Genomic DNA, 22862 nt, shown 5'->3' on the forward strand with positions numbered 1-22862 from the left:
CTGATCGAGCGTCTGCTCGAGCAGGGAGGCGGGGAGGTGGAGGGCGAGTGAGCATCGCAGCGAGCGTCAGCGAGCGAGGAGCGGAGCGAGCCTGGAACCGACCCGGGGGGACGGAGGTGGAGGGCGAGTGAGCATCGCAGCGAGCGTCAGCGAGCGAGGAGCGGAGCGAGCCTGGAACCGACCCGGGGGGACGGAGGTGGAGGGCGAATGAAGCACCTGCTCGCGGTCACCGACCTCGACGCCGCCACCGCCACCGGCCTGCTCGACACCTCGGACCGGCTGCGCCAGGCCCTCCTGGGCCGCGAGGTCCGCAAGCTCCCCACGCTGCGCGGGCGCACCGTCGTGACGATGTTCTACGAGGACTCCACCCGCACCCGCGTGTCGTTCGAGATCGCGGGCAAGTGGATGAGCGCGGACACGGTGAACGTGTCGGCGAAGGGCTCGTCGGTGTCGAAGGGCGAGTCCCTGCGCGACACCGCGGCCACGCTCGCCGCGATGGGCGCGGACTGCGTGATCGTCCGCCATCCCGCGTCGGGCGCGGCGCACCGGCTCGCGTACTGGGCGGAACGGGACGCGGCCGCGGGCGCGGTCGGCCCGAACGGGGCCGGGACGTCCACGGCCGTGGTGAACGCGGGCGACGGCACCCACGAGCACCCGACGCAGGCCCTGCTGGACGCCGCCACGTTGCGCGACCGGCTGGGCACTGTCGCCGGGCGCCGGGTCGGGATCGTCGGGGACATCCTGCACAGCCGGGTGGCCCGCTCCAACGTCTTCCTGCTCGCGACGCTCGGCGCGGAGGTGGTGCTCGTGGCACCCCCGACGCTGCTACCCGTCGGGGTCGGGGAGTGGCCGTGCCGGGTGAGCACGGACCTGGACGCCGAGCTGTCCACGCTGGACGCGGTGATGATGTTGCGGGTGCAGGCCGAGCGCATGCACGGCGCGTTCTTCCCGTCGGCCCGCGAGTACGTGATCGGCTACAGCCTCACGGAGGCCCGCGCGGCGCTGCTGCCCGAGCACGCCGTGGTGCTGCATCCCGGCCCGATGGTGCGCGGCATGGAGATCGCGCCGGCGGTGGCCGACTCGCCGTCCGCGGCGATCCTCGCCCAGGTGCGCAACGGCGTGCACGTGCGGATGGCCGTCCTCTACCACCTGCTCGCGGGAGCGCCCCAGTGACCGATCTCTTCCTGAGCGATGCGAAGCCTTACGGGCAGGGCGAGGCGGTCGGCCTCCTCGTGCGGGACGGGGTGATCGCCGAGCTGGGCCCGGACGTCACCGCCCCCGAGGGGGCCGAGACGATCGACGCTGCGGGACTGGTGCTGCTCCCGGGTTTCGTCGACCTGCACACCCACCTGCGCGAACCCGGCGGTGAGGAGTCCGAGACGATCGCGACGGGCTCGCGCGCGGCGGCGCTCGGCGGTTTCACCGCGGTGTTCGCGATGCCCAACACCGACCCGGTGGCCGACACGGACGTCGTCGTGGAGCACGTGCGCCGCCGCGGCGAGGAGGTCGGGCTCGTCGACGTGCACCCGGTCGGTGCGGTCACCGTCGGGCTCGAGGGCTCGAAGATGGCCGAGCTGGGCACGATGGCGCGCTCGCGCGCGCAGGTGCGGATGTTCTCCGACGACGGCCGCTGCGTCCACGACCCGTTGATCATGCGCCGCGCGCTGGAGTACGCCTCGGCGCTGGAGGTCGTGATCGCCCAGCACGCCGAGGACCCGCGGCTCACCGCGGGCGCGCAGGCCCACGAGGGCGTGGTCGCCTCCCGGCTGGGGCTCGCCGGCTGGCCCGCTACCGCGGAGGAGACGATCGTCGCCCGCGACTGCGCGCTCGCCCGCGAGGCGGGGGCGGCGCTGCACGTGTGCCACATCTCCTCCGCGCACACCGTCGAGGTGCTGCGGGCGGCGAAGGCGGCCGGGGTGCGGGTGAGCGCGGAGGTCACCCCGCACCACCTGCTGCTCACCGACGGCCGCCTGACCGGCTACGACCCGGTGAACAAGGTCAACCCACCGCTGCGGACGGCGTCGGACACCGCGGCGATGCGCGCCGCGCTCGCCGAGGGCCTGATCGACGTCGTGGCCACCGACCACGCGCCGCACGCGAGCCAGTACAAGGACACCGAGTGGCAGGCGGCCCGGCCCGGGATGCTGGGACTGCAGACGGCGCTGTCGATCGTCGTGCACACGATGGTCGAGCCGGGCCTGCTGGACTGGCGCGGGGTGGCCCGCGTGCTCTCGGAACGGCCCGCGGAGATCGTCGGGCTGCCGGACCAGGGCCGCCCGATCGCGGTGGGGGAGCCGGCCAACCTCGTGCTCGTCGACCCGGACGAGGTCTGGACGGTGCGCGGGGCGAACCTCGCGAGCATCGCGGCGAACACCCCGTACGAGGGGATGCGGCTGCCCGCAACGGTGGTCGCGACGATCCTGCGCGGCCGGGTCACGGCCCGCACCGGGGTCGCCGCATGAACCGTCGAGAACGACGTTACGCAGCTCCGGAGGCCTTGTTGATCAGCACAACGTCGTTCTCGACGGGGCGGCCACGGTGACCGGGCCCGCGCTGCTGGTCCTGGAGGACGGGCGGATCTTCCGTGGCGAGGAGTTCGGCGCCGCCGGTCAGGCCCTGGGCGAGGCGGTCTTCACCACCGGCATGACCGGCTACCAGGAGACGCTGACCGACCCCAGCTACCACGCCCAGATCGTCGTGCAGACCGCGCCGCAGATCGGCAACACCGGCTGGAACGACGAGGACGACGAGTCCACGCGCATCCAGGTCGCCGGGTACGTGGTGCGCGACCCGTCGCGCAGCCCGTCGAACTGGCGCGCGACGAGCTCGCTTCCGGAGCAGCTGCGCGGGCAGGGGATCGTGGGCGTGGCGGGGATCGACACGCGCGCGCTGGTGCGCCACCTGCGCGAGCGCGGCGCGATGCGCTCCGGGGTCTTCTCCGGGGACGCCCTGGGCCCGGACGACGACCTGGTGCAGCGGGTGCTCGCCAGCCCGCCGATGGAGGGCGCCGACCTCTACGGCGCGGTCACCACCCGCGAGCCGTACGTCGTACCCGCCGTCGGCGAGCGGCGCCACCGGGTCGCGGCGCTGGACGTCGGGATCAAGGCGAACACCCCGCGCATGCTCGCCGCCCGCGGCGTCGAGGTGCACGTGCTGCCCGCCGACACCCCGTTCGCGGCCGTCGAGGAGCTGCGCCCCGACGGGTTCTTCCTCTCCAACGGCCCGGGGGATCCCGCCACGGCCGACGCGCCCGTCGCGCTGACGCGGCAGGTGCTGGAGCGGGGGATCCCGCTCTTCGGGATCTGCTTCGGCAACCAGATCCTGGGCCGCGCGCTCGGCCTCGGCACCTACAAGCTGCGCTACGGCCACCGCGGCATCAACATCCCGGTGGTCGAGCACGCCACCGGCCGGGTCGCGATCACGTCGCAGAACCACGGGTTCGCCGTCGCAGGTGAGGCGGGGGAGCGGTTCGACACCCCGTTCGGCACCGGCGAGATCACCCACACCTGCCCCAACGACGGCTGCGTCGAGGGCCTGCGGCTCGTCAGCAACGGATCCGCGCGCGCGTTCTCCGTCCAGTACCACCCGGAGGCCGCGGCAGGACCGCACGATGCCGCCGACCTGTTCGACCGGTTCGTCGAGCTGATGGAGGACCGCTGATGCCCCGCCGCGACGACGTCGGCCACGTCCTCGTCATCGGCTCCGGCCCGATCGTCATCGGCCAGGCCTGCGAGTTCGACTACTCCGGCACCCAGGCCTGCCGCGTCCTGCGCGCCGAGGGCATCCGGGTGTCACTGATCAACTCCAACCCGGCGACGATCATGACGGACCCGGAGTTCGCCGACGCCACCTACGTCGAGCCGATCACACCGGAGTTCGTCGAGAAGGTGCTCGCCGCCGAGCGCGACGCCGGCACGCCCGTCACGGCGATCCTCGCCACGCTGGGCGGGCAGACGGCGCTGAACACCGCGATCGCGCTGCACGAGCGCGGGGTCCTCGAGCGCTACGGCGTCGAGCTGATCGGCGCGGACGTCGACGCGATCGAGCGCGGCGAGGACCGGCTCAAGTTCAAGGAGATCGTGCAGGCCTGCGGCGGCGACGTGCCGCGCAGCGCGGTGTGCCACTCCATGGCGGAGGTGCGCGAAGCGGTCGCCGAGCTGGGACTGCCGGTGGTGATCCGCCCGTCGTTCACGATGGGCGGCCTCGGCTCGGGCATGGCCCACACGCCGGAGGACCTCGACCGCCTCGCGGGCGCAGGCCTCGCGGCGTCCCCGGTCACGGAGGTGCTGATCGAGGAGTCCGTGCTCGGGTGGAAGGAGTACGAGCTCGAGCTGATGCGCGACCGCCACGACAACGTGGTGGTCGTCTGCTCGATCGAGAACGTCGACCCGATGGGCGTGCACACGGGCGACTCGATCACCGTGGCGCCCGTGATGACGCTCACCGACCGCGAGTACCAGCACATGCGCGACGTCGGCATCGCGGTGCTGCGCGCGGTCGGCGTCGACACCGGCGGCTGCAACATCCAGTTCGCGGTGCATCCCGGCACCGGGCGCCTGGTCGTCATCGAGATGAACCCGCGGGTGTCGCGGTCCTCGGCGCTCGCGTCGAAGGCCACCGGCTTCCCGATCGCCAAGATCGCGGCGAGGCTCGCCGTCGGCTACACACTCGACGAGATCCGCAACGACATCACCGGCGAGACCCCGGCCGCGTTCGAGCCGACGCTGGACTACGTCGTCGTGAAGATCCCGCGGTTCGCGTTCGAGAAGTTCCCGGGGGCGGACACCGAGCTGACGACGACGATGAAGAGCGTCGGCGAGGCGATGTCGCTGGGCCGGTCCTTCCCGGAGGCGCTGGGCAAGGCGATGCGCTCGATGGAGACCGCGGCGGCCGGGTTCTGGACGGCACCGGACACCGACGTGCCCGTCGAGACCCCGACCGACGGGCGCATCTACGCCGTGGAGCGCGAGCTGCGCCACGGCGCGTCGGTCGCGGACGTCGCGGCGCGTTCGGGGATCGACCCGTGGTTCGTCGACCAGATCGCCGGGCTGGTCGAGCTGCGCGGCGAGATCCTCGACGCCCCCGTGCTGGACGAGCCGCTGCTGCGCCGCGCCAAGCGCGCCGGTCTCTCGGACCGCCAGCTCGCGGCGCTGCGCCCCGAGCTCGCGGGTGAGGACGGCGTGCGTGCCCTGCGCCAGCGCATGGGGGTGCGTCCGGTCTACAAGACCGTCGACACGTGCGCGGCCGAGTTCGCCGCCCGCACCCCGTACCACTACTCGGCCTACGAGACGGACCCGGCGGCCGAGTCCGAGGTGGCCCCGCAGACCGTGAAACCGAAGGTGATCATCCTCGGCTCCGGCCCGAACCGGATCGGGCAGGGCATCGAGTTCGACTACTCCTGCGTGCACGCGGTGATGGCGCTGCGCGAAGCCGGCTTCGAGACCGTGATGGTCAACTGCAACCCGGAGACCGTCTCCACGGACTACGACACCGCGGACCGCCTCTACTTCGAGCCGCTCACGTTCGAGGACGTCCTGGAGGTCGTGCACGCCGAGCAGGCCTCCGGCACGGTCGCGGGCGTGATCGTGCAGCTCGGCGGGCAGACGCCGCTGGGGCTCGCGCAACGGCTCACCGCGGCGGGCGTCCCGGTGGTCGGGACCTCGGCGGCCGCCATCGACCTCGCCGAGGACCGCGGCGCGTTCGGCGAGGTGCTGCGCCGCGCCGGCCTGCCCGCGCCCGCGTTCGGCACGGCGACCTCGTTCGAGCAGGCCCGCGAGATCGCCGACCGCATCGGCTACCCCGTGCTCGTGCGGCCCTCGTACGTGCTCGGCGGGCGCGGCATGGAGATCGTCTACGACGAGGACACCCTCGCCGGCTACATCGCCCGCGCCACGACGATCTCCCCGGACCGGCCCGTCCTCGTCGACCGGTTCCTCGACGACGCGATCGAGATCGACGTCGACGCCCTGTGCGACGGCACGGAGGTCTTCATCGGCGGCGTCATGGAGCACATCGAGGAGGCCGGGGTGCACTCCGGGGACTCCGCGTGCGCGCTCCCGCCCGTCACCCTCGGGGCGTCGATCATCGACGCCGTGCGTCGTTCCACCGAGGCCATCGCCCACGGGGTCGGCGTGAACGGGCTGCTCAACGTCCAGTACGCGCTGTACGGCGAGACCCTCTACGTGCTGGAGGCCAACCCGCGAGCGTCGCGCACCGTGCCGTTCGTGTCGAAGGCGACGGCCGTGCCGCTGGCCAAGGCCGCCGCCCGGATCATGCTCGGCTCCACGATCGCGGAGCTGCGGGCCGAGGGAGCGCTCCCGGCGAGCGGGGACGGCGCGGAGCTGCCCGCGGACGCCCCGGTGGCGGTCAAGGAGGCGGTGTTGCCGTTCCACCGGTTCCGCACCCGCGCCGGCCACGGTGTGGACCCGCTGCTGGGCCCGGAGATGAAGTCCACCGGCGAGGTCATGGGCATCGACGCGTCCTTCGGGCCGGCGTTCGCGAAGTCCCAGGCGGGGGCGTACGGGTCGCTGCCCACGTGCGGGCGGGTGTTCGTCTCGCTCGCGGACCGGGACAAGCGGGCCATGGTCTTCCCGGTGCGGCGGCTGGCCGACCTGGGCTTCGAGCTGCTCGCCACCGCGGGCACGGCGGACGTCCTGCGCCGCCACGGCCTGAGCCCGATCGTGGTGCGCAAGCACTTCGAGGGGGGCGAGACGATCGTCGACCTCATCCTGGACGGCCAGGTCGACCTCATCCTCAACACGCCCTACGGCAACGCAGGCCCCCGCGTGGACGGCTACGAGATCCGGGCCGCCGCCGTCTCGCGTGGCGTGCCGTGCATCACGACGGTGCAGGGCGCGGCGGCCGCGGTGCAGGGGATCGAGGCGATGCTGGGCGACACGATCGGCGTGCGCTCGCTGCAGGACGCCCACGCGGCGCTGCTGAAGGCCCGCGCGTGACGCCCTTCGGCGCGCGCCTCGTCGCGGTCGTGCGGGCGCACGGGCCGCTGTGCGCCGGCATCGATCCGCACCCGGCGCTGCTGGCCGCCTGGGGGCTCACCGACGACACCGACGGGTTGGACCGGTTCGCCCTGACCTGCGTCGAGGCGTTCGCGGGGCAGGTGGCCGTGGTGAAGCCGCAGTCGGCGTTCTTCGAGCGGCACGGGTCGGCCGGGATCGCCGTGCTGGAGCGCGTGCTGGCGGCACTCGGCGAGTCGTCCACGCTCACGATCCTGGACGTCAAGCGCGGTGACATCGGTTCGACGATGGACGGCTACGCCGACGCGTACCTGCGGGTCGGCGCGCCGCTCGGCGCCGACGCGGTGACGCTCTCGCCCTACCTCGGCCCCGGCTCGCTCGCCGCGGCGATCCGCACCGCCGAGGACGCGGGCCGCGGAGTGTTCGTGCTCGCCCGCACCTCCAACCCGGAAGGGGCGCAGGTGCAGCTCGCGGCGCTCGCGGGCCGCACGGTGGCCCAGGTGGTCGTGGACGACGCCGCCGCGCGCAACGCCGGTGCCGACCCCCTCGGCGGCACCGGCGTGGTCGTGGGCGCCACCCGCGACCACGGGCTGGACCTCTCCGCGCTGCACGGGCCGGTCCTCGCCCCCGGGCTCGGCGCCCAGGGCGCCACGCCGGGCGAGCTCGCCGGGCTCTTCGCGGGCCTGGACGGCGTCGTCCTGCCCGCGGCGTCACGGTCCGTCCTCGCGGCGGGACCGTCGGTCGCGCGGCTGCGCGCCGCCGCGCTCGCCCTCAACGAGGAGATCGCGGCGGCGGCGGAATGACCGGCCGGGCCCGGTGGGCACGGCCGGGCGGCTTCCCTGCCCGACCGGATGAGCCGTCCGGCGCGCCCGAGCGCCCGGACGGCGCCGGGTGCGCAGGCCCACACCTCGCTGCGCCGAACGGCCTGCCCCAGGTGCATCCGGCGCCGACGGCGCGACGGACGGCCGGATCCGTCGCCGAGGACCGCATCTGCGGCCGTTCTCGGGCCGTAGTGCCTCCGTGCCCGGATCGGTCCGGTCGTTCGCATGCGCCGAACGGGCGGGTCGTGAACAGCGCCACGGCGATCGGCGTGGTATCGCTCGGACGGGTGGTCGCCATCAGGAACCTCCTGGTACCGACCCCCGTTACCCGTCCCGAACGGTTCGTGAGTAGTTTCGGCGAACACCCTCTTGAACTGCAGAGAAAGCGGAGGAGATCGTGGCCCTTCCCCAGCTGACCGAGGAACAGCGCGCAGCCGCCTTGGAGAAGGCCGCCGCCGCGCGCCGTACCCGGGCAGAGCTGAAGGAGCGTCTGAAGCGGGGCGGCACCACGCTCGGTGACGTCCTCAAGCAGTCCGACGACGACGAGGTGCTGGGCAAGATGAAGGTCTCGGCTCTGCTCGAGGCCCTGCCCGGCGTCGGCAAGGTCCGTGCCGCCCAGATCATGGAGCGGCTGGAGATCGCGCCGAGCCGTCGCCTACGCGGACTGGGCGAGCGGCAGCGCAAGGCGCTGCTGGCGGACTTCGACTCCTGAACCGGCACCACCCGCAGCTACGGCGCTCGGTGGCCGCGTGATGGCCCGCGTGATGGCGGCCCCGTGATGGCGCAGCGTCCCGGGAGGGGCCGGCTGGTCGTCCTTGCCGGCCCCTCCGGCGTCGGCAAGAGCAGCGTGGTCACCCGGCTGCGGGTCGCGCTGCCCGACCTGGTGTTCAGCGTCTCGGCGACGACGCGCGAGCCGCGCCCGGGCGAGGTGGACGGCGTGGACTACCGCTTCGTCGGCGACGCCGGGTTCGACGAGCTGATCGCCACCGGGTCGCTCCTGGAGTGGGCCGAGATCCACGGCGGCCTGCAGCGCTCCGGCACGCCGCGCGAGCCCGTCGAGCGGGCGCTGGAAGCCGGCCGGCCGGTGCTGGTGGAGGTCGACCTCCAGGGCGCGCGGGCGGTCAAGGAGGCGATGCCCGAGGCCGTGACGGTCTTCCTCGAGCCACCGTCGTTCGAGGAGCTGGCGCGCCGGCTGCGGGGCCGCGGCACCGAGTCCGAGGCCGCCTACGCCCGCAGGCTCGTCACGGCTCGGGAGGAGCTCGCGGCCCGCGACGAGTTCGACGTCGCCGTGGTCAACGACGACGTGAACCGGGTCGTCGCCCGATTGGTAGAGTTGTTGGTCGGCCGCGCGCACGCCCCAGGCGATGGCCGCGCCCCGACCCCCGGCGCCGGAGTGTCCGGCACCGTGCCCGTACCAGGCCCAGTACCAGGAGTTCCCGAGTGAGCATGCCGCTGACCGCCTCGTCCGCCGGCGCCGTCCCCGAGGGCATCACCAACCCGCCGATCGACGACCTGCTCGGCCAGGTGAGCTCGAAGTACGCGCTGGTGATCTACGCCGCGAAGCGCGCCCGCCAGATCAACGACTACTACTCCCAGCTCGGCGAGGGCCTGCTGGAGTACGTCGGCCCGCTCGTCGAGCCGGGAGCCAGGGAGAAGCCGCTGTCGATCGCGATGCGCGAGATCCAGGGCGGCATGCTGGAGCACACCGAGGGCGCCGAGTAGGAGCTGTGACGCCTCGGGTCCTGCTGGGCGTCGCAGGCGGCATCGCCGCCTACAAGAGCGCGGAGCTGCTGCGTCGGCTGACCGAGACCGGTCACTCCGTGCGCGTCCTGCCCACGGCGTCCGCACTGGAGTTCGTCGGGGCGGCCACGTTCGAGGCCCTGTCCGGGCAGCCGGTGCACACCGACGTCTTCACCGACGTCCCCTCGGTGCCGCACGTGCGGCTCGGCCAGCAGGCCGACCTGGTCGTCGTCGCCCCGGCGACGGCCGACCTGCTCGCCCGTGCCGCCCACGGCCGCGCGGACGACCTGCTCACCGCGTCCCTGCTCACTGCGCGCTGCCCGGTGCTGTACGCGCCCGCGATGCACACCGAGATGTGGGAGCATCCCGCCACCCGCGACAACGTGGCGCTGCTGCGCTCGCGCGGGGCCGTCGTCATGGAGCCTGCCTCTGGCCGGCTCACCGGTGCCGACACCGGGCCGGGGCGGCTTCCCGAGCCGGTCGAGATCGCCGGGCTGGCCCGCCTGCTGCTCGAACGCCCCGACGCGCTGCCGCGAGACCTGGAGGGGCACCGCGTCGTCGTCTCCGCGGGCGGCACCCGCGAGGCCATGGACCCGGTGCGATTCCTCGGCAACCGCTCCTCGGGGCGTCAGGGCTGGGCGCTCGCGCAGGTGGCCGCGCAGCGCGGGGCGGACGTCACGCTCGTCGCCGCGCACACGGCGGACCTGGGCGACCCGGCAGCCGTGCACGTCGTGCGGGTCGGCTCGGCGCGCGAGCTGCGCGACGCGATGCACACCGCCGCGAAGGGCGCGGACGCACTGGTGATGGCGGCGGCGGTCGCCGATTTCCGGCCGGTCTCGCTCGCCGAGCACAAGATCAAGAAGGACGGCGCGGAACCCGCGCCCGTCCGGCTCACCACCAACCCGGACGTCCTGGTCGAGCTGGTGGCCGCCCGCGAACCCGGCCAGGTGATCGTGGGATTCGCGGCCGAGACGGGCGACGACCGCGGCGACGCCCTGCATCACGGCCGGGCCAAGCTCGCCCGCAAGGGCTGCGACCTGCTCGTCGTGAACGCCGTCGGGGATGGCGTGGCGTTCGAGGTCGCCGACAACGCCGGATGGCTGCTCGGTGCGGACGGCACCGAGACCACGCTCGAGCACGGCTCGAAGGCACTCCTCGCGTCCCGGGTCTGGGACGCGGTGGCGGCGCGGCTGCGCTGATCAGCGCTCTCGCCCTGATCGTCGCGCACCCTCCGGCGCCGCCACCGCGGTTCCCGAGACCCGCGACGGTGGCCGGGCCCGCGGACGGGTCGCTCGGACGGACTCGGGGATCCGGAGCGGACCGCGGGCGCCGGCCGGGGCGGCCGTCAGACGGCCGCCCGCCGACCCGTCACAGGGCGGGGAGCAGGCCACCGCCGGGAGCTGCGGGCTTCGGGGCCGACTGGGCGCCCGAGGCAGCGTCGCCGCTCTTGGTGTCCTTCGCGTCCTTCTGGCCGTTGGTGCGGCTCTCGGAACGCTTGCCGTCCGCGGCGTCGGCGTCCTCGTCCGTGGTCTTCGCGGTGGAGTCCTCGGCGCCCTTCGTGGCGGTGGAGTCCTCGGTGCCGGTGGCGTCGCGACTGCTGCCGGTGGTGGCGGAGTCGTCGTTGCCGCTGCCGCTGCCGCGGCCCCGCGAGCTGGACGGGGTCTCGCCGTCCTCGGTCTTCGTCGCGCCGCCGGTGTCGCGGCCCGTGCTGGGCTTGACCGGCTTCTGGCCGTTGATCGAGACGTACTCCTGGGCCGACCAGCCACCGAGGTCGGTGAGCTTGACGAACCCGTTGCGGACCTCGCCGGCCTCGACCACCGTGCCGGCCTCGCAGAGCGCGATGACCCGGGAGTCGATCCGCGGCTCCTCGCGGACGTTCACGTTATCGACGCACTTCGCGGGCTCGGCGGCGGACGCCGTTCCGACCACGAACACGGTGCCGGCGCCGACCGCGGCGACCGCGCCGACCACGGCGGCCACGGCGGCCACGCGGGCCGGTCCCTGCAACGCCTTCATCTTCTGGAACCTCCGTCGGGTGGGGTGTTCTCCCGGCCCAACGAGCGCCCCCGTTACCGATTCGGTATCTGCCGCGATACCACTCGAACTGGTGACGAACCGGCGGCGTGTCCCGACGGTGGGCACGGACGGTGACGGCGCGGCCGGGCCGAGGCGTCCCCCGTACCCGCTCCGACGACGACGGATCGGCGGACCCGTCTGGTACACCGTCCCCGTGAGCCGGACCCTGTCCCGCGGGCGGAGCACGCGGGGCGAGTGGCGTCCCGCGCCGCGGTTGCCCGTCGCCCGCGTCGCCGTGGACGTGGCGCTGGCCCACCTGGACCGCCCGTTCGACTACCGGGTCCCCGCCCACCTGGACGTGACGGCGGTCCCCGGCGTCCGGCTGCGGGTGCGGTTCGCCGGCCGCCTCGTCGACGCCTTCCTCCTGGACCGGGTCGAGGAGTCCGACCACGGCGGGCGGCTCGCCTGGATCGAGCGGGTCGTGTCGCCCGAGCCCGTGCTCACCGCCGAGATCGCGGCGCTCTGCCGGACGGTGGCGGACCGGTACGCCGGGGTGTTCGCCGACGTCGTGCGGATGGCGGTGCCGCCCCGGCACGCCCGGGTGGAGGCGCAGCGCCGGGACGGGGGCCGCGCTGTCGGGGCGGGCGGCGCGGATCCCGGCGCGGCGCCTGCGGACGGTGCATCACGGCCTGATGAGATGCGCAACTCGCGGCCGCCGGATGCGCAACTCGCGGCCGCGGAACGCGCAACTCGCGGGACGGACGCGGGCGGCGTGGGCGCGGGCGGCGTGGGCGCGGGCGGGGTGGATGGGGCGCCGGACGGGGCGGGTGCGGCCTGGGGCCGCTACGTCCACGGCCCGGCGCTGCTCGACGCGCTCGCCGGCGGGCGGGCCGCCCATGCCGTCTGGCAGGCGCTGCCGGGGGAGGACTGGCCCCGGCAGCTCGCCGCCGCGGCGGCGGCGACGGCCGCGACCGGACGTGGCGCCGTCCTCGTCGTGCCGGACCAGCGTGACGTGGATCGGCTGCACGCCGCGTGCGGCGAGCTGCTCGGTGCGGAGGCCGTCGTCGCACTGACCGCCGACCTGGGGCCCGCGGAGCGCTACCGGCGGTGGCTGCGGGTGCTGCGCGGCGAGGTCCGGGTGGTCGTCGGGACGCGGGCCGCGGCGTTCGCCCCGGTCGGGCGGCCGGGGCTGCTGGCCGTCTGGGACGACGGCGACGACCTGCACGCCGAGCCCCGCGCGCCGTACCCGCACGCGCGCGACGTCCTCGTGGCGCGGGCGCACGCCGCGGGGGCGGCGCTGCTGGTCGGCGGGTACGCCCGTACGGCGGAGGGCCAGCTGCTCGTCGAGTCCGGGTGGGCGCGGGAGGTCGTGGCGCAGCGGGCGACGGTCCGGGCCGCCGCCCCGCGCGTCACGGCGCCGGGGGAGAGCGACGCGCAGCTGCTGCGCGACCCGGACGCCCGCGCCGCTCGCGTCCCCGGGCCGGCGTTCGAGGCCGCCCGCGCGGCGCTCGCCGCGGACCGGCCGGTGCTCGTGCAGGTGCCCCGGGCCGGCTACCTGCCGTGGCTCGCCTGCGCGGCGTGCCGGGAGGCGGCGCGCTGCCGCCGCTGCGCCGGGCCGCTCGCCATCCCCCGCGGGGCTGCGGGGCCCGGCGCCGGGGCCACCGAGTCGGACCGGGCCGCGCTCCCGCACTGCCGCTGGTGCGGCCGCGCGGAGCCGGCGTTCCGCTGCGGCGCGTGCGGGTCGGCTCGACTGCGAGCCGGGGCCGTCGGGGCCGGCCGGACGGCCGAGGAGCTCGGCAGGGCGTTCCCCGGCGTCGCGGTGCGCTCGTCCGGCGGCGGCGCCCCGGTGCTCGCGACGGTCCCGGGCGGGCGGGAGCTGGTGGTCGCCACCCCCGGGGCCGAACCCGTCGCACCGGGCGGGTACGGCGCGGCGCTGCTGCTCGACGGCTGGGCGCTGCTCGCCCGTCCGGACCTGCGGGTGGCCGAGGAGACGCTGCGCCGCTGGATGGCGGCGGCCGCGCTGGTCGTACCCGCGGCGGACGGGGGCCGGGTGGTGGTGGTCGCGGAGCCGGGGCTCGCGGTCGTCCAGGCGCTGGTGCGCTGGGACCCCGCCGGGCACGCCGCCGCCGAGCTCGCGGGCCGGTCCGAGGTCGGTTTCCCGCCCGCGGCGCGGATGGCCGCGGTCGAGGGGGCGCCGGAGGCGGTGGCCGAGATCGTGGCGGCGGTGCAGGCCGAGATGGAGGAGGTCGACGTGCTCGGGCCCGTCGACGTCGACGTGCCCGACGGGGAGGAGCCGCAGGAGCGGGTGCTGCTGCGCGTGGCGCGCCCGCACGGGCGGGCCCTCGCGGCGGCGCTCGCCGCGGCCCAGGCGGTGCGGACGGCGCGCAAGGCCGCCGAGCCGGTACGGGTGCGGGTGGATCCCGCGCAGCTGTAGCGCCGCGCGGTGGCAGAATCGACCCGGTCCGATCCAGGTCCCCCGCCCGCGACGCCATGAGGGAGAACCGTGTCCACCCAGCCCGTCCGGCTGTTCGGCGACCCGGTGCTGCGCACGCGCGCGGCCGAGGTCACCACGTTCGACGCCGAGCTGCGCAAGCTGGTGGCCGATCTCACCGACACGATGCACGACCTGGGCGGGGCGGGCCTCGCCGCGCCGCAGCTGGGGGTGTCGCTGCGGGTGTTCACCTACGACGTGGACGGCATCTCCGGCCACCTCGTGAACCCGACGTTCGAGAGGGTGGGCGACGAGGAGCAGTACGGGCCGGAGGGCTGCCTGTCGATCCCTGGCATGACCTGGGACTGCCGGCGCCACCTGCACGTCGTCGCGCACGGCTGGGACTCCCACGGCGAGCCCGTCACGCTGGAGGGCACGGAGCTGCTCGCCCGGTGCGTGCAGCACGAGACCGACCACCTCGACGGAATCCTGTTCGTGGACCGGCTCGACCCGGAGACCCGCAAGATCGCGATGCGCGAGATCCGGGCCGCGCGGTGGTTCGGCGAGCCCGAGCCCGTGGTGAAGGTCAGCCCGCACCCCCTGTTCGGGAAGGTCACGTGAGGCTGCTCTTCGCGGGGACGCCCGAGGCGGCGGTGCCGTCGCTGCGGGCGCTCCTGGCGTCGCGCCACGAGGTCGTCGGTGTGCTCACCCGCCCGGACGCACCGGCGGGCCGGGGGCGGCGGCTCGTCCGGTCGCCCGTCGGCGCGCTCGCGGACGAGGCGGGCCTGCCGGTCTTCACGCCGCGGCGGCCGTCGGAGCCGGGGTTCCTCGACACGCTGCGGGAGCTGGCGCCGGACTGCTGCGCGGTCGTGGCCTACGGGGCGCTGATCCGCCGCGAGGCCCTGGACGTCCCCCCGCACGGCTGGGTCAACCTGCACTTCTCGCTGCTCCCGGCGTGGCGGGGCGCCGCACCCGTGCAGGCCGCGGTGCGCCACGGCGACGAGATCACCGGCGCCACGACCTTCCGCCTGGAGGAGGGGCTCGACACGGGCCCGACGTTCGGCGTGGTCACCGAGCCGATCCGGTTCACCGACACGGCGGGCGAGCTCCTCCGCAGGCTCGCCGAGTCGGGCGCCCGGCTGCTCGTCGCGACCATGGACGGCCTCGAGGACGGCACCCTGCAGGCCGTCCCGCAGCCTGCCGACGGGGTCTCCCACGCCGGCAAGGTGACGGCCGAGGACGCGCGGGTGGACTGGGCGACGCCGCCGCTCGTGCTGGACCGGCTGGTCCGCTCGGTGACGCCGGATCCCGGCGCGTGGACGACGTTCCGCGGGCAACGGCTCGGGCTCGGCCCGCTCCGGCCGCTCGTCGAGGGCCCGGAGCTGAAGCCGGGGGAGCTGCGCGCGGAGAAGCGTCGCGTCCTGGTCGGGACGGTGGGCTCGCCGATGGAGCTGGGCGAGGTGCGGCCGGTGGGGAGGCGGGCGATGCCTGCGGCGGACTGGGCCCGCGGGGTGCGGATCGCGGCGGGCGAGGTGCTGTCGTGACCGCGCGGTGCCGTCGAGAACGACGTTGTGCAGCTCCGGAGGCCCTGTTGATCAGCGCAACGTCGTTGTCGACGGTGGGGTGGGCACGGTGAGCGCCCCCGGCCGGTCGGGCCGCCCGCAACGTCGCCGCGGACGGGACCAGAACACCCGCGGACCCGGGCCGCCGCGGGGCCGTACCGGGCCGACGCGCCCGCCGGAGCTGGACCCCGCCCGTCTCGCGGCCCTGGAGCTGCTCACCGCCGTCCGCACCCGCGACGCCTACGCGAACCTCGCGATGCCGGCGATCCTGCGCCGCCACCGGCTGCGCGAGCGCGACGCCGCGCTCGCCACCGAGCTGGGCTACGGCACCCTGCGGGCGCAGGGCCTGCTGGACGCGGTGATCGAGGCGTGCACGGACCGCCCGCTCCCGCGCGTGGAGGCGCACCTGCTGGACGCGCTGCGCCTGGGCGCCTACCAGCTGCTGCGCACCCGGATCCCGCCGCACGCGGCTGTGGACACGACGGTCGAGATGGTGCGCGCGGACGGCGGCTCGCGCGCGGCGGGCTTCGTCAACGGCGTGCTGCGCGCCGTCGCCGAGCGCGACGAGGCGAAGTGGGTGGCCGAGCTGGCCCCGCCGGCGGGGGAGGACCCGCTCGGGCACGCCGCCTTCGTGCACGCCCATCCCCGCTGGATCGCGCAGGCGTTCGCGGACGCCCTCGGCGGCACCGAGGAGCTGGACGCCGCCCTCGCCGCGGATGACACCCGCCCCGTGGTGCACCTGCTGGCACGGCCCGGGGAGATCACGGCCGAGGAGCTGGCGCTGGTCACCGGCGGCGAGCCGGCGCCCTACTCGCCGTACGGGGTGCACCTGCCCCCCGGCTCGGGCGAGATCGGGGAGCTGGACGCGGTCGCCGAGGGCCTCGCGACGGTGCAGGACGAGGGCAGCCAGCTCGTCACGCTCGCGCTGGCCCGCGCGGAGCTCGACGGGCCGGACGAGGGCCGCTGGCTCGACCTGTGCGCCGGCCCGGGCGGCAAGGCCACGCTGCTCGGCGCGCTGGCCGCGCTGGACGATGCCGCGCTGGACGCCGTCGAGGTGAGCGAGCACCGGGCGGAGCTGGTCAGCCGCGCGGTGGCGGGCCTGCCGGTCGCCGTGTACGCCGCGGACGGGCGGGAGGCCCCGCTGCCGCACGACGTCTACGACCGGGTGCTGCTCGACGCACCGTGCACGGGCCTGGGGGCGCTCCGCCGCCGCCCCGAGGCGCGGTGGCGGCGCAAGCCCGAGGACGTGGCGGGCCTCGCGCGGCTGCAGCGCGAGCTGCTCGCCGCCGCGTTGCGGCACGTCCGTGTGGGCGGAACGGTCGCGTACGTCACCTGCTCGCCGCACCTGTCGGAGACCCTCGGGATCATCCGGCGCCGCCGCGAGGGCGTGCAGCTCGTCGACGCCCGCCCGCTCCTGCCCGGCGTCCCGGAGCTGGGTGACGGGCCGACGGTGCAGCTGTGGCCGCACCGGCACGGCACGGACGCGATGTTCCTCGCGCTGCTGCGCCGCACGGCCTGAGCCGGGACCAACGGCCCGGACGCCCCGGGACCTCGGGCGCCTGCCCGGCCCCCCGGCCGGGGGCAGGATCGGTCGTGCAGCCGTATCCGAGCAGTCCATCCGAGCAGGGGAGGACGAGGTGGCCGAGACCTCCGCAAGCAGGCCGGTCGTCGTCGGCGTCGACGGCTCCGAGTCCGGACTGCGGGCCGTGCGCTGGGCGGCTCGCGAGGCACGGCGGTGGCGGGCCCCGCTGCGCCTGGTGCACGTGGTGGTGGGGCTCGACGAGCGGTGGCTGGCCGATCCGGCCGTGGGGGCGGGCTTCCGGGACGCGGTGACGGACGCGGCGCGGGAACGCCTCGACCGGGCCCGGGCCGCAGCGGTCCAGGCCGAACCCGACGTCGAGGTGGCCGACCACCTCGCAGCGGGCGATCCCGCGCGGGTGCTGCTGGAGGAGGCGAAAGCCGCACGGCTCGTCGCGCTGGGCGACCGTGGCCTCGGCGGTTTCGCGGGCCTCCTGCTCGGTTCGGTCGCGTCGGACGTCTCGGCGCGCGCGACGTGCCCGGTCGTGGTGGTCCGGGTGCCTGCCGGCGACGTTCCGCCTGCTGGCGACGACGCGCCGGTCGTGCTCGGGGTCGACGGGACGCCGCTGTCCGAGGCGGCGATCGCGTTCGCCTACGAGGCCGCGTCGATCCGCGGCGTGCCGCTCGCGGCCGTGCACACCTGGTGGGACATGCTCGTGGATCCGGCCGCGGCGCCGTTCCTCGACCTGTCGGCCGCCGAGACCCGCGAGCAGGAGCTGCTCGCCCAGCGGCTGGCCGGCTGGTCGGAGAAGTACCCCGACGTCGTGGTCCGCCGGGTCGTGCTCGCCGACCAGCCCGCGAGGGCGCTCGTGGAGCGCTCGACGGACGCCCAGCTCGTCGTCGTCGGCTCGCACGGCCGCGGCGCGCTGCGCGGCCTGCTGCTCGGCTCGGTGAGCCGGTCGCTCCTGCAGCATGCGGACTGCCCGGTCGCGGTCGTCCGGCCGCACGGGGAGGCGTGAGGCACGGCCGCGACCGGGCGGTCCGCACTCAGGAGAGCCCCAGCGCGACGACGACGGCCGCGGTGGCGACCCCGACCACCGCGGCCCCGGCCACGGCCGTGCGCGGCGGCCCCGGCCGGCGCTCACCGAAGGCCCGTCGTCCGCCCCTGCGTGCTCGGCCGATGCCGCGCACGGCCAGCGTGACCAGCAGGGCCCCGGCCACGAGCAACGTGATCGGGGCGGCGAGCGTGTCCGGGAACCACTTCTGCGACAGCGCCGGGACCAGGGTCAGCGTCGCGACCGTGCCCGCCCCGGTCAGCCACAGGTCGCGGACGGCCACACCGGCCGCGACGAGGCCGACCATCGTGAGCAGTGCGGGTGCCGGGCCCCAGTACTCGTCGAGCGTGACCGCCGCCCCGACGATCACGGCCGCCGCGCCGGCGACGTCCGCGGCCTGCCACGGCGGGAGCAGGTCGCCCCAGCCGAGCAGCAGCCACGCGACGCCCGCACCCCAGACGGCGAGCCCGGCCACCTCGCCGTCGTCCCCGGGCAGGAGCGCCGTGGCGGCCCCGACCGTGACGAACACGGCGGCGGCCAGCACCAGGTGCAGCAACGCGACCCGCAGGCGCCACCACAGGACCCCCGCGTACGCGGCGCAGGCGGCGCCGGTGAGCATCACGTGGACCTCGCTGCGCAGCTGCATCGCCTCGTCGGTGAGCACGCCGACACCGAATCCCAGGGCCACCACCGACAGCGTCCAGGTCACGGCGCGCAGCCGGCGCCCCGCGTCGTGCGCCTGCGGCACGGCCGCCCCGATGCCCAGCAGGAGCGCGGCGGCGACCAGCGCGATCGCGATCCGGCCGCCGACCGGCAGCTCGGTCCAGTACCGGCCGGTCAGCGTCACCGCCGCGACGAGCACCAGCACCCCGCCGACGTACCCGAGCGCCTCCGCGACCGGCGACACCGCCCGGGCCGGTGCCTGCGCCGGCCCGCCGCCCTCCTCGGCCTCGAGGATCCGCCGCGCCTGCTCGTCGGTGATCAGCTCCATCCGCACCCACCGGGCGAGCCGGTCCGCCAGGGGGTCCGCCGTCGCGCCCGCGCCGTCGTCGCCCCGTTCCTCGGTCCTCGCCATGCCGCCTCCCGTCGTGGGCTCCACAGTGTGCCGGGGTCGCCCCACGCCGGTCCGCCGGGCACGCGGACGACCGGCCCGACCGGGCCGCGGGCCGCGGCGTAATCTCGGGACGTGCCCCCGATGATCGCCCCGAGCCTGCTGGCCGCGGACTTCGCGCGGCTCGCCGACGAGGCCGCGGCGGTCGGCGGCGCCCCGGGCGTCGGTGCGGACTGGCTGCACGTCGACGTCATGGACGCCCACTTCGTCCCGAACCTGACGCTCGGGCTGCCGGTCGTGGAGGCGCTGCTCAAGGCCACGGCCATCCCGGTGGACTGCCATCTCATGATCGACGATCCGGACCGCTGGGCGGTCGGGTACGCCGAGGCGGGCTCGTACAACGTCACCGTGCACGTCGAGGCGGCCCGCGACCCGGTGGCGCTCGCGAAGGACCTGCGCGCCGCGGGCGCCCGGGCGGGCCTTTCGGTCAAGCCGGGTACGCCGCTGGAGCCTCATGTCGAGACGCTCAGGCACTACGACACGCTGCTCGTGATGAGCGTCGAGCCCGGCTTCGGCGGGCAGGAGTTCATCGCCGACGTGCTGGACAAGGTGCGCACCGCGCGCCGCCTGGTCGACACCGGGCACCTCACGGTGCTCGTCGAGATCGACGGCGGCATCAACACCGACACGATCGAGGCCGCGGCGGAGGCCGGGGTCGACTGCTTCGTGGCAGGCTCCGCCGTCTACGGCGCGGACGATCCCGCCCGGGCCGTGCAGGCGCTGCGCGAGCAGGTCGTCCACGCCTCGCCGCACCGCTGGGGGTAGGGCCGATGTTCACCGGGATCGTCGAGGAGATCGGCGAGATCGTCGAGGTGCGGCGCACGGCCGAGGTCGTGGTGCTCACCGTCCGCGGCCCGACGGTCTGCGCGGACGCGGGCCACGGGGACTCGATCGCGGTCAACGGCGTCTGCCTCACGGTCACCGACCCCGAGGGCGCGGCCGGCAAGACGTTCACCGTCGAGCTGGTGCCCGAGACGCTCGCGCGCACCAGCCTGTCGGCCGCCGCAGCGGGCATGCCGGTGAACCTGGAACGCGCCGTCCCGGCGGGGGGCAGGCTGGGCGGGCACATCGTCCAGGGCCACGTGGACGGCGTCGGCACGCTCGTGTCGCGCACCCCGGGGGAGCGCAGCGACGAGCTGCGCTTCACCCTGCCGCCCGAGCTCGTCCGCTACGTCGTGGAGAAGGGCTCGATCGCCGTGGACGGCGTGTCGCTCACGGTCGCCTCGGTGGATCCGGACGGCGGGGCCGGGTTCGGTGTGGCGCTCATCCCGACGACGCTGGCTCACACCACGCTCGGCATCCGCGCGCCGGGAGATACGGTCAACCTGGAGGTGGACGTCGTCGCCAAGTACGTCGAGCGCCTCGCGACCCCGTACCTGAACGGAGCGGTGCAGCAGTGACAGCAGCGGTGAGCCCGACGCGCGGCTTCGAGGCGATCGAGCGTGCGATCGCCGACCTCGCCGAGGGCAAGGCGATCGTGGTCGTGGACGACGAGGATCGCGAGAACGAGGGCGACCTGATCTTCGCCGCCGAGAAGGCGACGCCGGAGCTCGTCTCGTTCATGGTGCGCTACACGTCCGGCTACATCTGCGTGGCGCTCACCGAGGGCGAGTGCGACCGTCTCGACCTCCCGCCCATGCACCACACGAACACCGACAACTTCAAGACCGCGTTCACCGTCACCGTGGACGCGAAGGCCGGGATCACCACGGGGATCTCCGCGAGCGACCGCGCGCACACGATCCGGCTGCTGGCCGACCCGACCACCGGGCCCGGCGACCTCGTCCGGCCCGGGCACGTGCTGCCGCTGCGTGCCCGCGGGGGCGGCGTGCTGCGCAGGCCGGGGCACACGGAGGCGGCCGTCGACCTCGCCCGCCTCGCCGGCTGCACGCCGGCCGGGGCGCTCTGCGAGATCGTGTCCCAGAAGGACGAGGGCGACATGGCCCGCGGGGACGAGCTGGCCGTCTTCGCCTCCGACCACGACCTCACGATGATCACCATCGCGGACCTGATCGCGTACCGGCGGCGCTTCGAGAAGCACGTCGCCCGGGTGGCCCAGGCCCGCATTCCGACCCGGCACGGCGAGTTCCTCGCCTACGGCTTCGACTCCCTCCTCGACGGCATCGAGCACATCGCGATGGTGCGAAGCGAAGCCGCCGACCCCACCGGGCCGGTGTTCGGCGACGGCGAGGACGTGCTCGTGCGGGTGCACTCCGAGTGCCTCACCGGGGACGTGCTCGGCTCCCTGCGCTGCGACTGCGGCCACCAGCTCGACGCCGCGCTCGCCGCCGTTGCCGCGGAGGGCCGCGGCGTGGTGCTCTACATGCGCGGCCACGAAGGCCGCGGCATCGGCCTGATGCACAAACTGCAGGCCTACCAACTGCAGGAAGCGGGCGCCGACACCGTCGACGCCAACCTCGCACTCGGCCTACCCGCCGACGCCCGCGACTACGGCACCGGCGCCCAGATCCTCGTCGACCTCGGCATCCGCTCCATGCGCCTGCTCACCAACAACCCCGACAAGCGCGCCGGCCTGGAGGGCTACGGGTTGCGCATCACCGGGCGGGTGCCCCTGCCCGTGAGCGCGCACCCGGAGAACCTGCGCTACCTGCGCACCAAGCGCGACCGCATGGGTCACGACCTGCCCGATCTGGGCGTCGCCGGACCGGAGGCCGTGCTGGAGGAGCCGGGGGACGCGCCGTGAGCGGCGAGGGCAGGCCCGTGACGCCGGAGCTGGACGCCACCGGGTTGCGGGTCGGCGTCGCGGCCGCCACGTGGCACGCCGACGTCGTGGACACGTTGCTGGAACGGGCGCTCGCCACCGTCACCGGGGCGGGCGCCGAGCCGACCGTCGTGCGGGTACCGGGCACGGTCGAGCTGCCCGTGGTGTGCCAGGAGCTCGCCCGCACCCACGACGCGGTCGTCGCCCTCGGCGTCGTCGTCCGCGGGGGCACGCCGCACTTCGAGTACGTGTGCGACGCCGTCACCGCCGGGCTCACCCGCGTGGCGCTGGATGAGCGCACCCCCGTCGGCAACGGAGTGCTCACCTGCGACACCCACGCCCAGGCCGTGGAGCGCTCCGGGGCGCCCGGCTCCGCGGAGGACAAGGGCGCCGAGGCGAGTGTCGCTGCGCTGCGCACGGCGCTGGTGCTGCGCGACCTGCGGGTGCCGCGGTGAGCGGGGCCGCGCCGGTGGTGATCCGGCCGTTCAAGGTGCTGGTCAGCGCGTGGGTCGGCGCCGCCGTCATCATGGCGCTGTTCGTCGTGATCGCGGTGTACCTGCGTGTCACACCCACCGGGGTGTTCTTCCGCCTCGCGGACCAGGTGGCGATGGTCGTCCTCGGCCTGCTCATCGCCGGTGGTGTGCTGCTGCTCGCCCGGCCCCGCGTCCGTGCGGACGCCGACGGCATCGAGGTGCGCAACATCCTCGCCACGCGCAGGCTGCCGTGGGAGCTCGTCGTGCGCATCGCCTTCCCGGACGGCGCCTCCTGGGCACGCCTCGACCTGCCCGACGACGAGTACCTGCCCGTCCTCGCCATCCAGGCCGTGGACGGGCAGCGCGCCGTGAACGAGATCACCGCGCTCCGGAAGCTGCACGCGGCGTCGCGGTCGCGCAGCTGAGGGAGGTCGCGCCG

The 22862-nt window shown here is 75.3% G+C and carries 21 protein-coding genes; 19 read left to right on the forward strand and 2 right to left on the reverse strand.

From position 1 onward, the window contains the following. The first annotated feature begins 207 nt into the window (after window positions 1-207). The 9 genes from AB7J25_RS19295 (at window position 208) to coaBC (ending at window position 10734) form a co-directional block, all read left to right on the forward strand. On the forward strand, window positions 208-1173 hold the full coding sequence (locus tag AB7J25_RS19295) for an aspartate carbamoyltransferase catalytic subunit (protein ID WP_428510968.1): 966 nt from the start codon (window positions 208-210) through the stop codon (window positions 1171-1173). Next, complete coding sequence (locus AB7J25_RS19300) at window positions 1170-2462, forward strand: dihydroorotase (RefSeq protein WP_428510969.1); 1293 nt, start codon at window positions 1170-1172, stop codon at window positions 2460-2462. Before AB7J25_RS19295 ends, AB7J25_RS19300 begins: the two co-directional genes overlap by 4 nt. Window positions 2463-2538: 76 nt before the next feature. Further along, window positions 2539-3660 carry a glutamine-hydrolyzing carbamoyl-phosphate synthase small subunit gene (gene carA, locus AB7J25_RS19305; RefSeq protein WP_428510970.1) on the forward strand — a complete coding sequence of 374 codons (1122 nt, stop codon included), beginning with the start codon at window positions 2539-2541 and terminating at the stop codon, window positions 3658-3660. Further along, window positions 3660-6956 (forward strand): carbamoyl-phosphate synthase large subunit, encoded by a 3297-nt coding sequence (gene carB, locus AB7J25_RS19310; protein ID WP_428510971.1) that lies wholly within the window; start codon window positions 3660-3662, stop codon window positions 6954-6956. The genes carA and carB overlap by 1 nt, the downstream gene beginning before the upstream one ends. Next, window positions 6953-7777, forward strand: a complete 825-nt coding sequence (gene pyrF / locus AB7J25_RS19315; protein ID WP_428510972.1) for an orotidine-5'-phosphate decarboxylase — start codon at window positions 6953-6955, stop codon at window positions 7775-7777. The genes carB and pyrF overlap by 4 nt, the downstream gene beginning before the upstream one ends. Before the next feature lie 415 nt (window positions 7778-8192). Then, a complete protein-coding gene (mihF, locus tag AB7J25_RS19320) occupies window positions 8193-8507 on the forward strand; it encodes an integration host factor, actinobacterial type (protein WP_428510973.1) in 315 nt (104 codons plus the stop codon). Between the two features lie 66 nt (window positions 8508-8573). Further along, the gene (gene gmk, locus AB7J25_RS19325) at window positions 8574-9239 is read left to right on the forward strand and encodes a guanylate kinase (protein ID WP_428510974.1); all 666 of its coding nucleotides are present in this window, start codon (window positions 8574-8576) and stop codon (window positions 9237-9239) included. Between the two features lie 2 nt (window positions 9240-9241). Further along, window positions 9242-9517 (forward strand): DNA-directed RNA polymerase subunit omega, encoded by a 276-nt coding sequence (gene rpoZ / locus AB7J25_RS19330; RefSeq protein ID WP_428510996.1) that lies wholly within the window; start codon window positions 9242-9244, stop codon window positions 9515-9517. 5 nt (window positions 9518-9522) lie between these two features. Further along, window positions 9523-10734 (forward strand): bifunctional phosphopantothenoylcysteine decarboxylase/phosphopantothenate--cysteine ligase CoaBC, encoded by a 1212-nt coding sequence (coaBC, locus tag AB7J25_RS19335; RefSeq protein ID WP_428510975.1) that lies wholly within the window; start codon window positions 9523-9525, stop codon window positions 10732-10734. Window positions 10735-10903: 169 nt separating this feature from the next. Here the strand turns inward: coaBC and AB7J25_RS19340 are convergent, their stop codons facing one another. Beyond that, entirely contained in the window at window positions 10904-11551 is a 648-nt protein-coding gene (locus AB7J25_RS19340) for a hypothetical protein (RefSeq protein ID WP_428510976.1), read from the reverse strand. A 214-nt stretch (window positions 11552-11765) separates the two neighbouring features. Between AB7J25_RS19340 and AB7J25_RS19345 the strand changes: the two genes are divergently transcribed. From AB7J25_RS19345 to AB7J25_RS19365, 5 genes are all read left to right on the forward strand, one after another. Then, window positions 11766-13985, forward strand: a complete 2220-nt coding sequence (locus AB7J25_RS19345) for a primosomal protein N' (RefSeq protein WP_428510977.1) — start codon at window positions 11766-11768, stop codon at window positions 13983-13985. A gap of 69 nt (window positions 13986-14054) precedes the next feature. Further along, the gene (def, locus tag AB7J25_RS19350; RefSeq protein WP_428510978.1) at window positions 14055-14603 is read left to right on the forward strand and encodes a peptide deformylase; all 549 of its coding nucleotides are present in this window, start codon (window positions 14055-14057) and stop codon (window positions 14601-14603) included. Further along, window positions 14600-15526, forward strand: a complete 927-nt coding sequence (fmt, locus tag AB7J25_RS19355) for a methionyl-tRNA formyltransferase (RefSeq protein ID WP_428510979.1) — start codon at window positions 14600-14602, stop codon at window positions 15524-15526. Before def ends, fmt begins: the two co-directional genes overlap by 4 nt. Before the next feature lie 88 nt (window positions 15527-15614). Further along, a complete protein-coding gene (locus tag AB7J25_RS19360; protein ID WP_428510980.1) occupies window positions 15615-17063 on the forward strand; it encodes an RsmB/NOP family class I SAM-dependent RNA methyltransferase in 1449 nt (482 codons plus the stop codon). 118 nt (window positions 17064-17181) lie between these two features. After that, window positions 17182-18081 carry a universal stress protein gene (locus AB7J25_RS19365; protein WP_428510981.1) on the forward strand — a complete coding sequence of 300 codons (900 nt, stop codon included), beginning with the start codon at window positions 17182-17184 and terminating at the stop codon, window positions 18079-18081. A 28-nt stretch (window positions 18082-18109) separates the two neighbouring features. Here AB7J25_RS19365 and AB7J25_RS19370 read toward each other — a convergent pair whose 3' ends face one another. Further along, window positions 18110-19192 (reverse strand): DUF2157 domain-containing protein, encoded by a 1083-nt coding sequence (locus tag AB7J25_RS19370; protein WP_428510982.1) that lies wholly within the window; start codon window positions 19190-19192, stop codon window positions 18110-18112. A gap of 120 nt (window positions 19193-19312) precedes the next feature. Between AB7J25_RS19370 and rpe the strand changes: the two genes are divergently transcribed. The 5 genes from rpe to AB7J25_RS19395 are packed head-to-tail and all read left to right on the forward strand — an operon-like array spanning window position 19313 to window position 22848. Further along, the gene (gene rpe / locus AB7J25_RS19375; protein WP_428510997.1) at window positions 19313-19993 is read left to right on the forward strand and encodes a ribulose-phosphate 3-epimerase; all 681 of its coding nucleotides are present in this window, start codon (window positions 19313-19315) and stop codon (window positions 19991-19993) included. Window positions 19994-19998: 5 nt separating this feature from the next. Continuing rightward, window positions 19999-20628, forward strand: a complete 630-nt coding sequence (locus AB7J25_RS19380; protein WP_428510983.1) for a riboflavin synthase — start codon at window positions 19999-20001, stop codon at window positions 20626-20628. Between the two features lie 8 nt (window positions 20629-20636). Continuing rightward, window positions 20637-21932, forward strand: a complete 1296-nt coding sequence (locus AB7J25_RS19385) for a bifunctional 3,4-dihydroxy-2-butanone-4-phosphate synthase/GTP cyclohydrolase II (protein ID WP_428510984.1) — start codon at window positions 20637-20639, stop codon at window positions 21930-21932. Further along, entirely contained in the window at window positions 21929-22405 is a 477-nt protein-coding gene (gene ribH, locus AB7J25_RS19390; protein ID WP_428510985.1) for a 6,7-dimethyl-8-ribityllumazine synthase, read from the forward strand. Before AB7J25_RS19385 ends, ribH begins: the two co-directional genes overlap by 4 nt. Next, window positions 22402-22848: a PH domain-containing protein gene (locus AB7J25_RS19395; protein WP_428510986.1), complete on the forward strand. Its 447-nt coding sequence runs from the start codon at window positions 22402-22404 to the stop codon at window positions 22846-22848. The genes ribH and AB7J25_RS19395 overlap by 4 nt, the downstream gene beginning before the upstream one ends. The last annotated feature ends 14 nt before the right edge of the window (window positions 22849-22862 follow it).

The organism is Pseudonocardia sp. (assembly GCF_050246655.1).
GTDB lineage: Bacteria > Actinomycetota > Actinomycetes > Mycobacteriales > Pseudonocardiaceae > Pseudonocardia.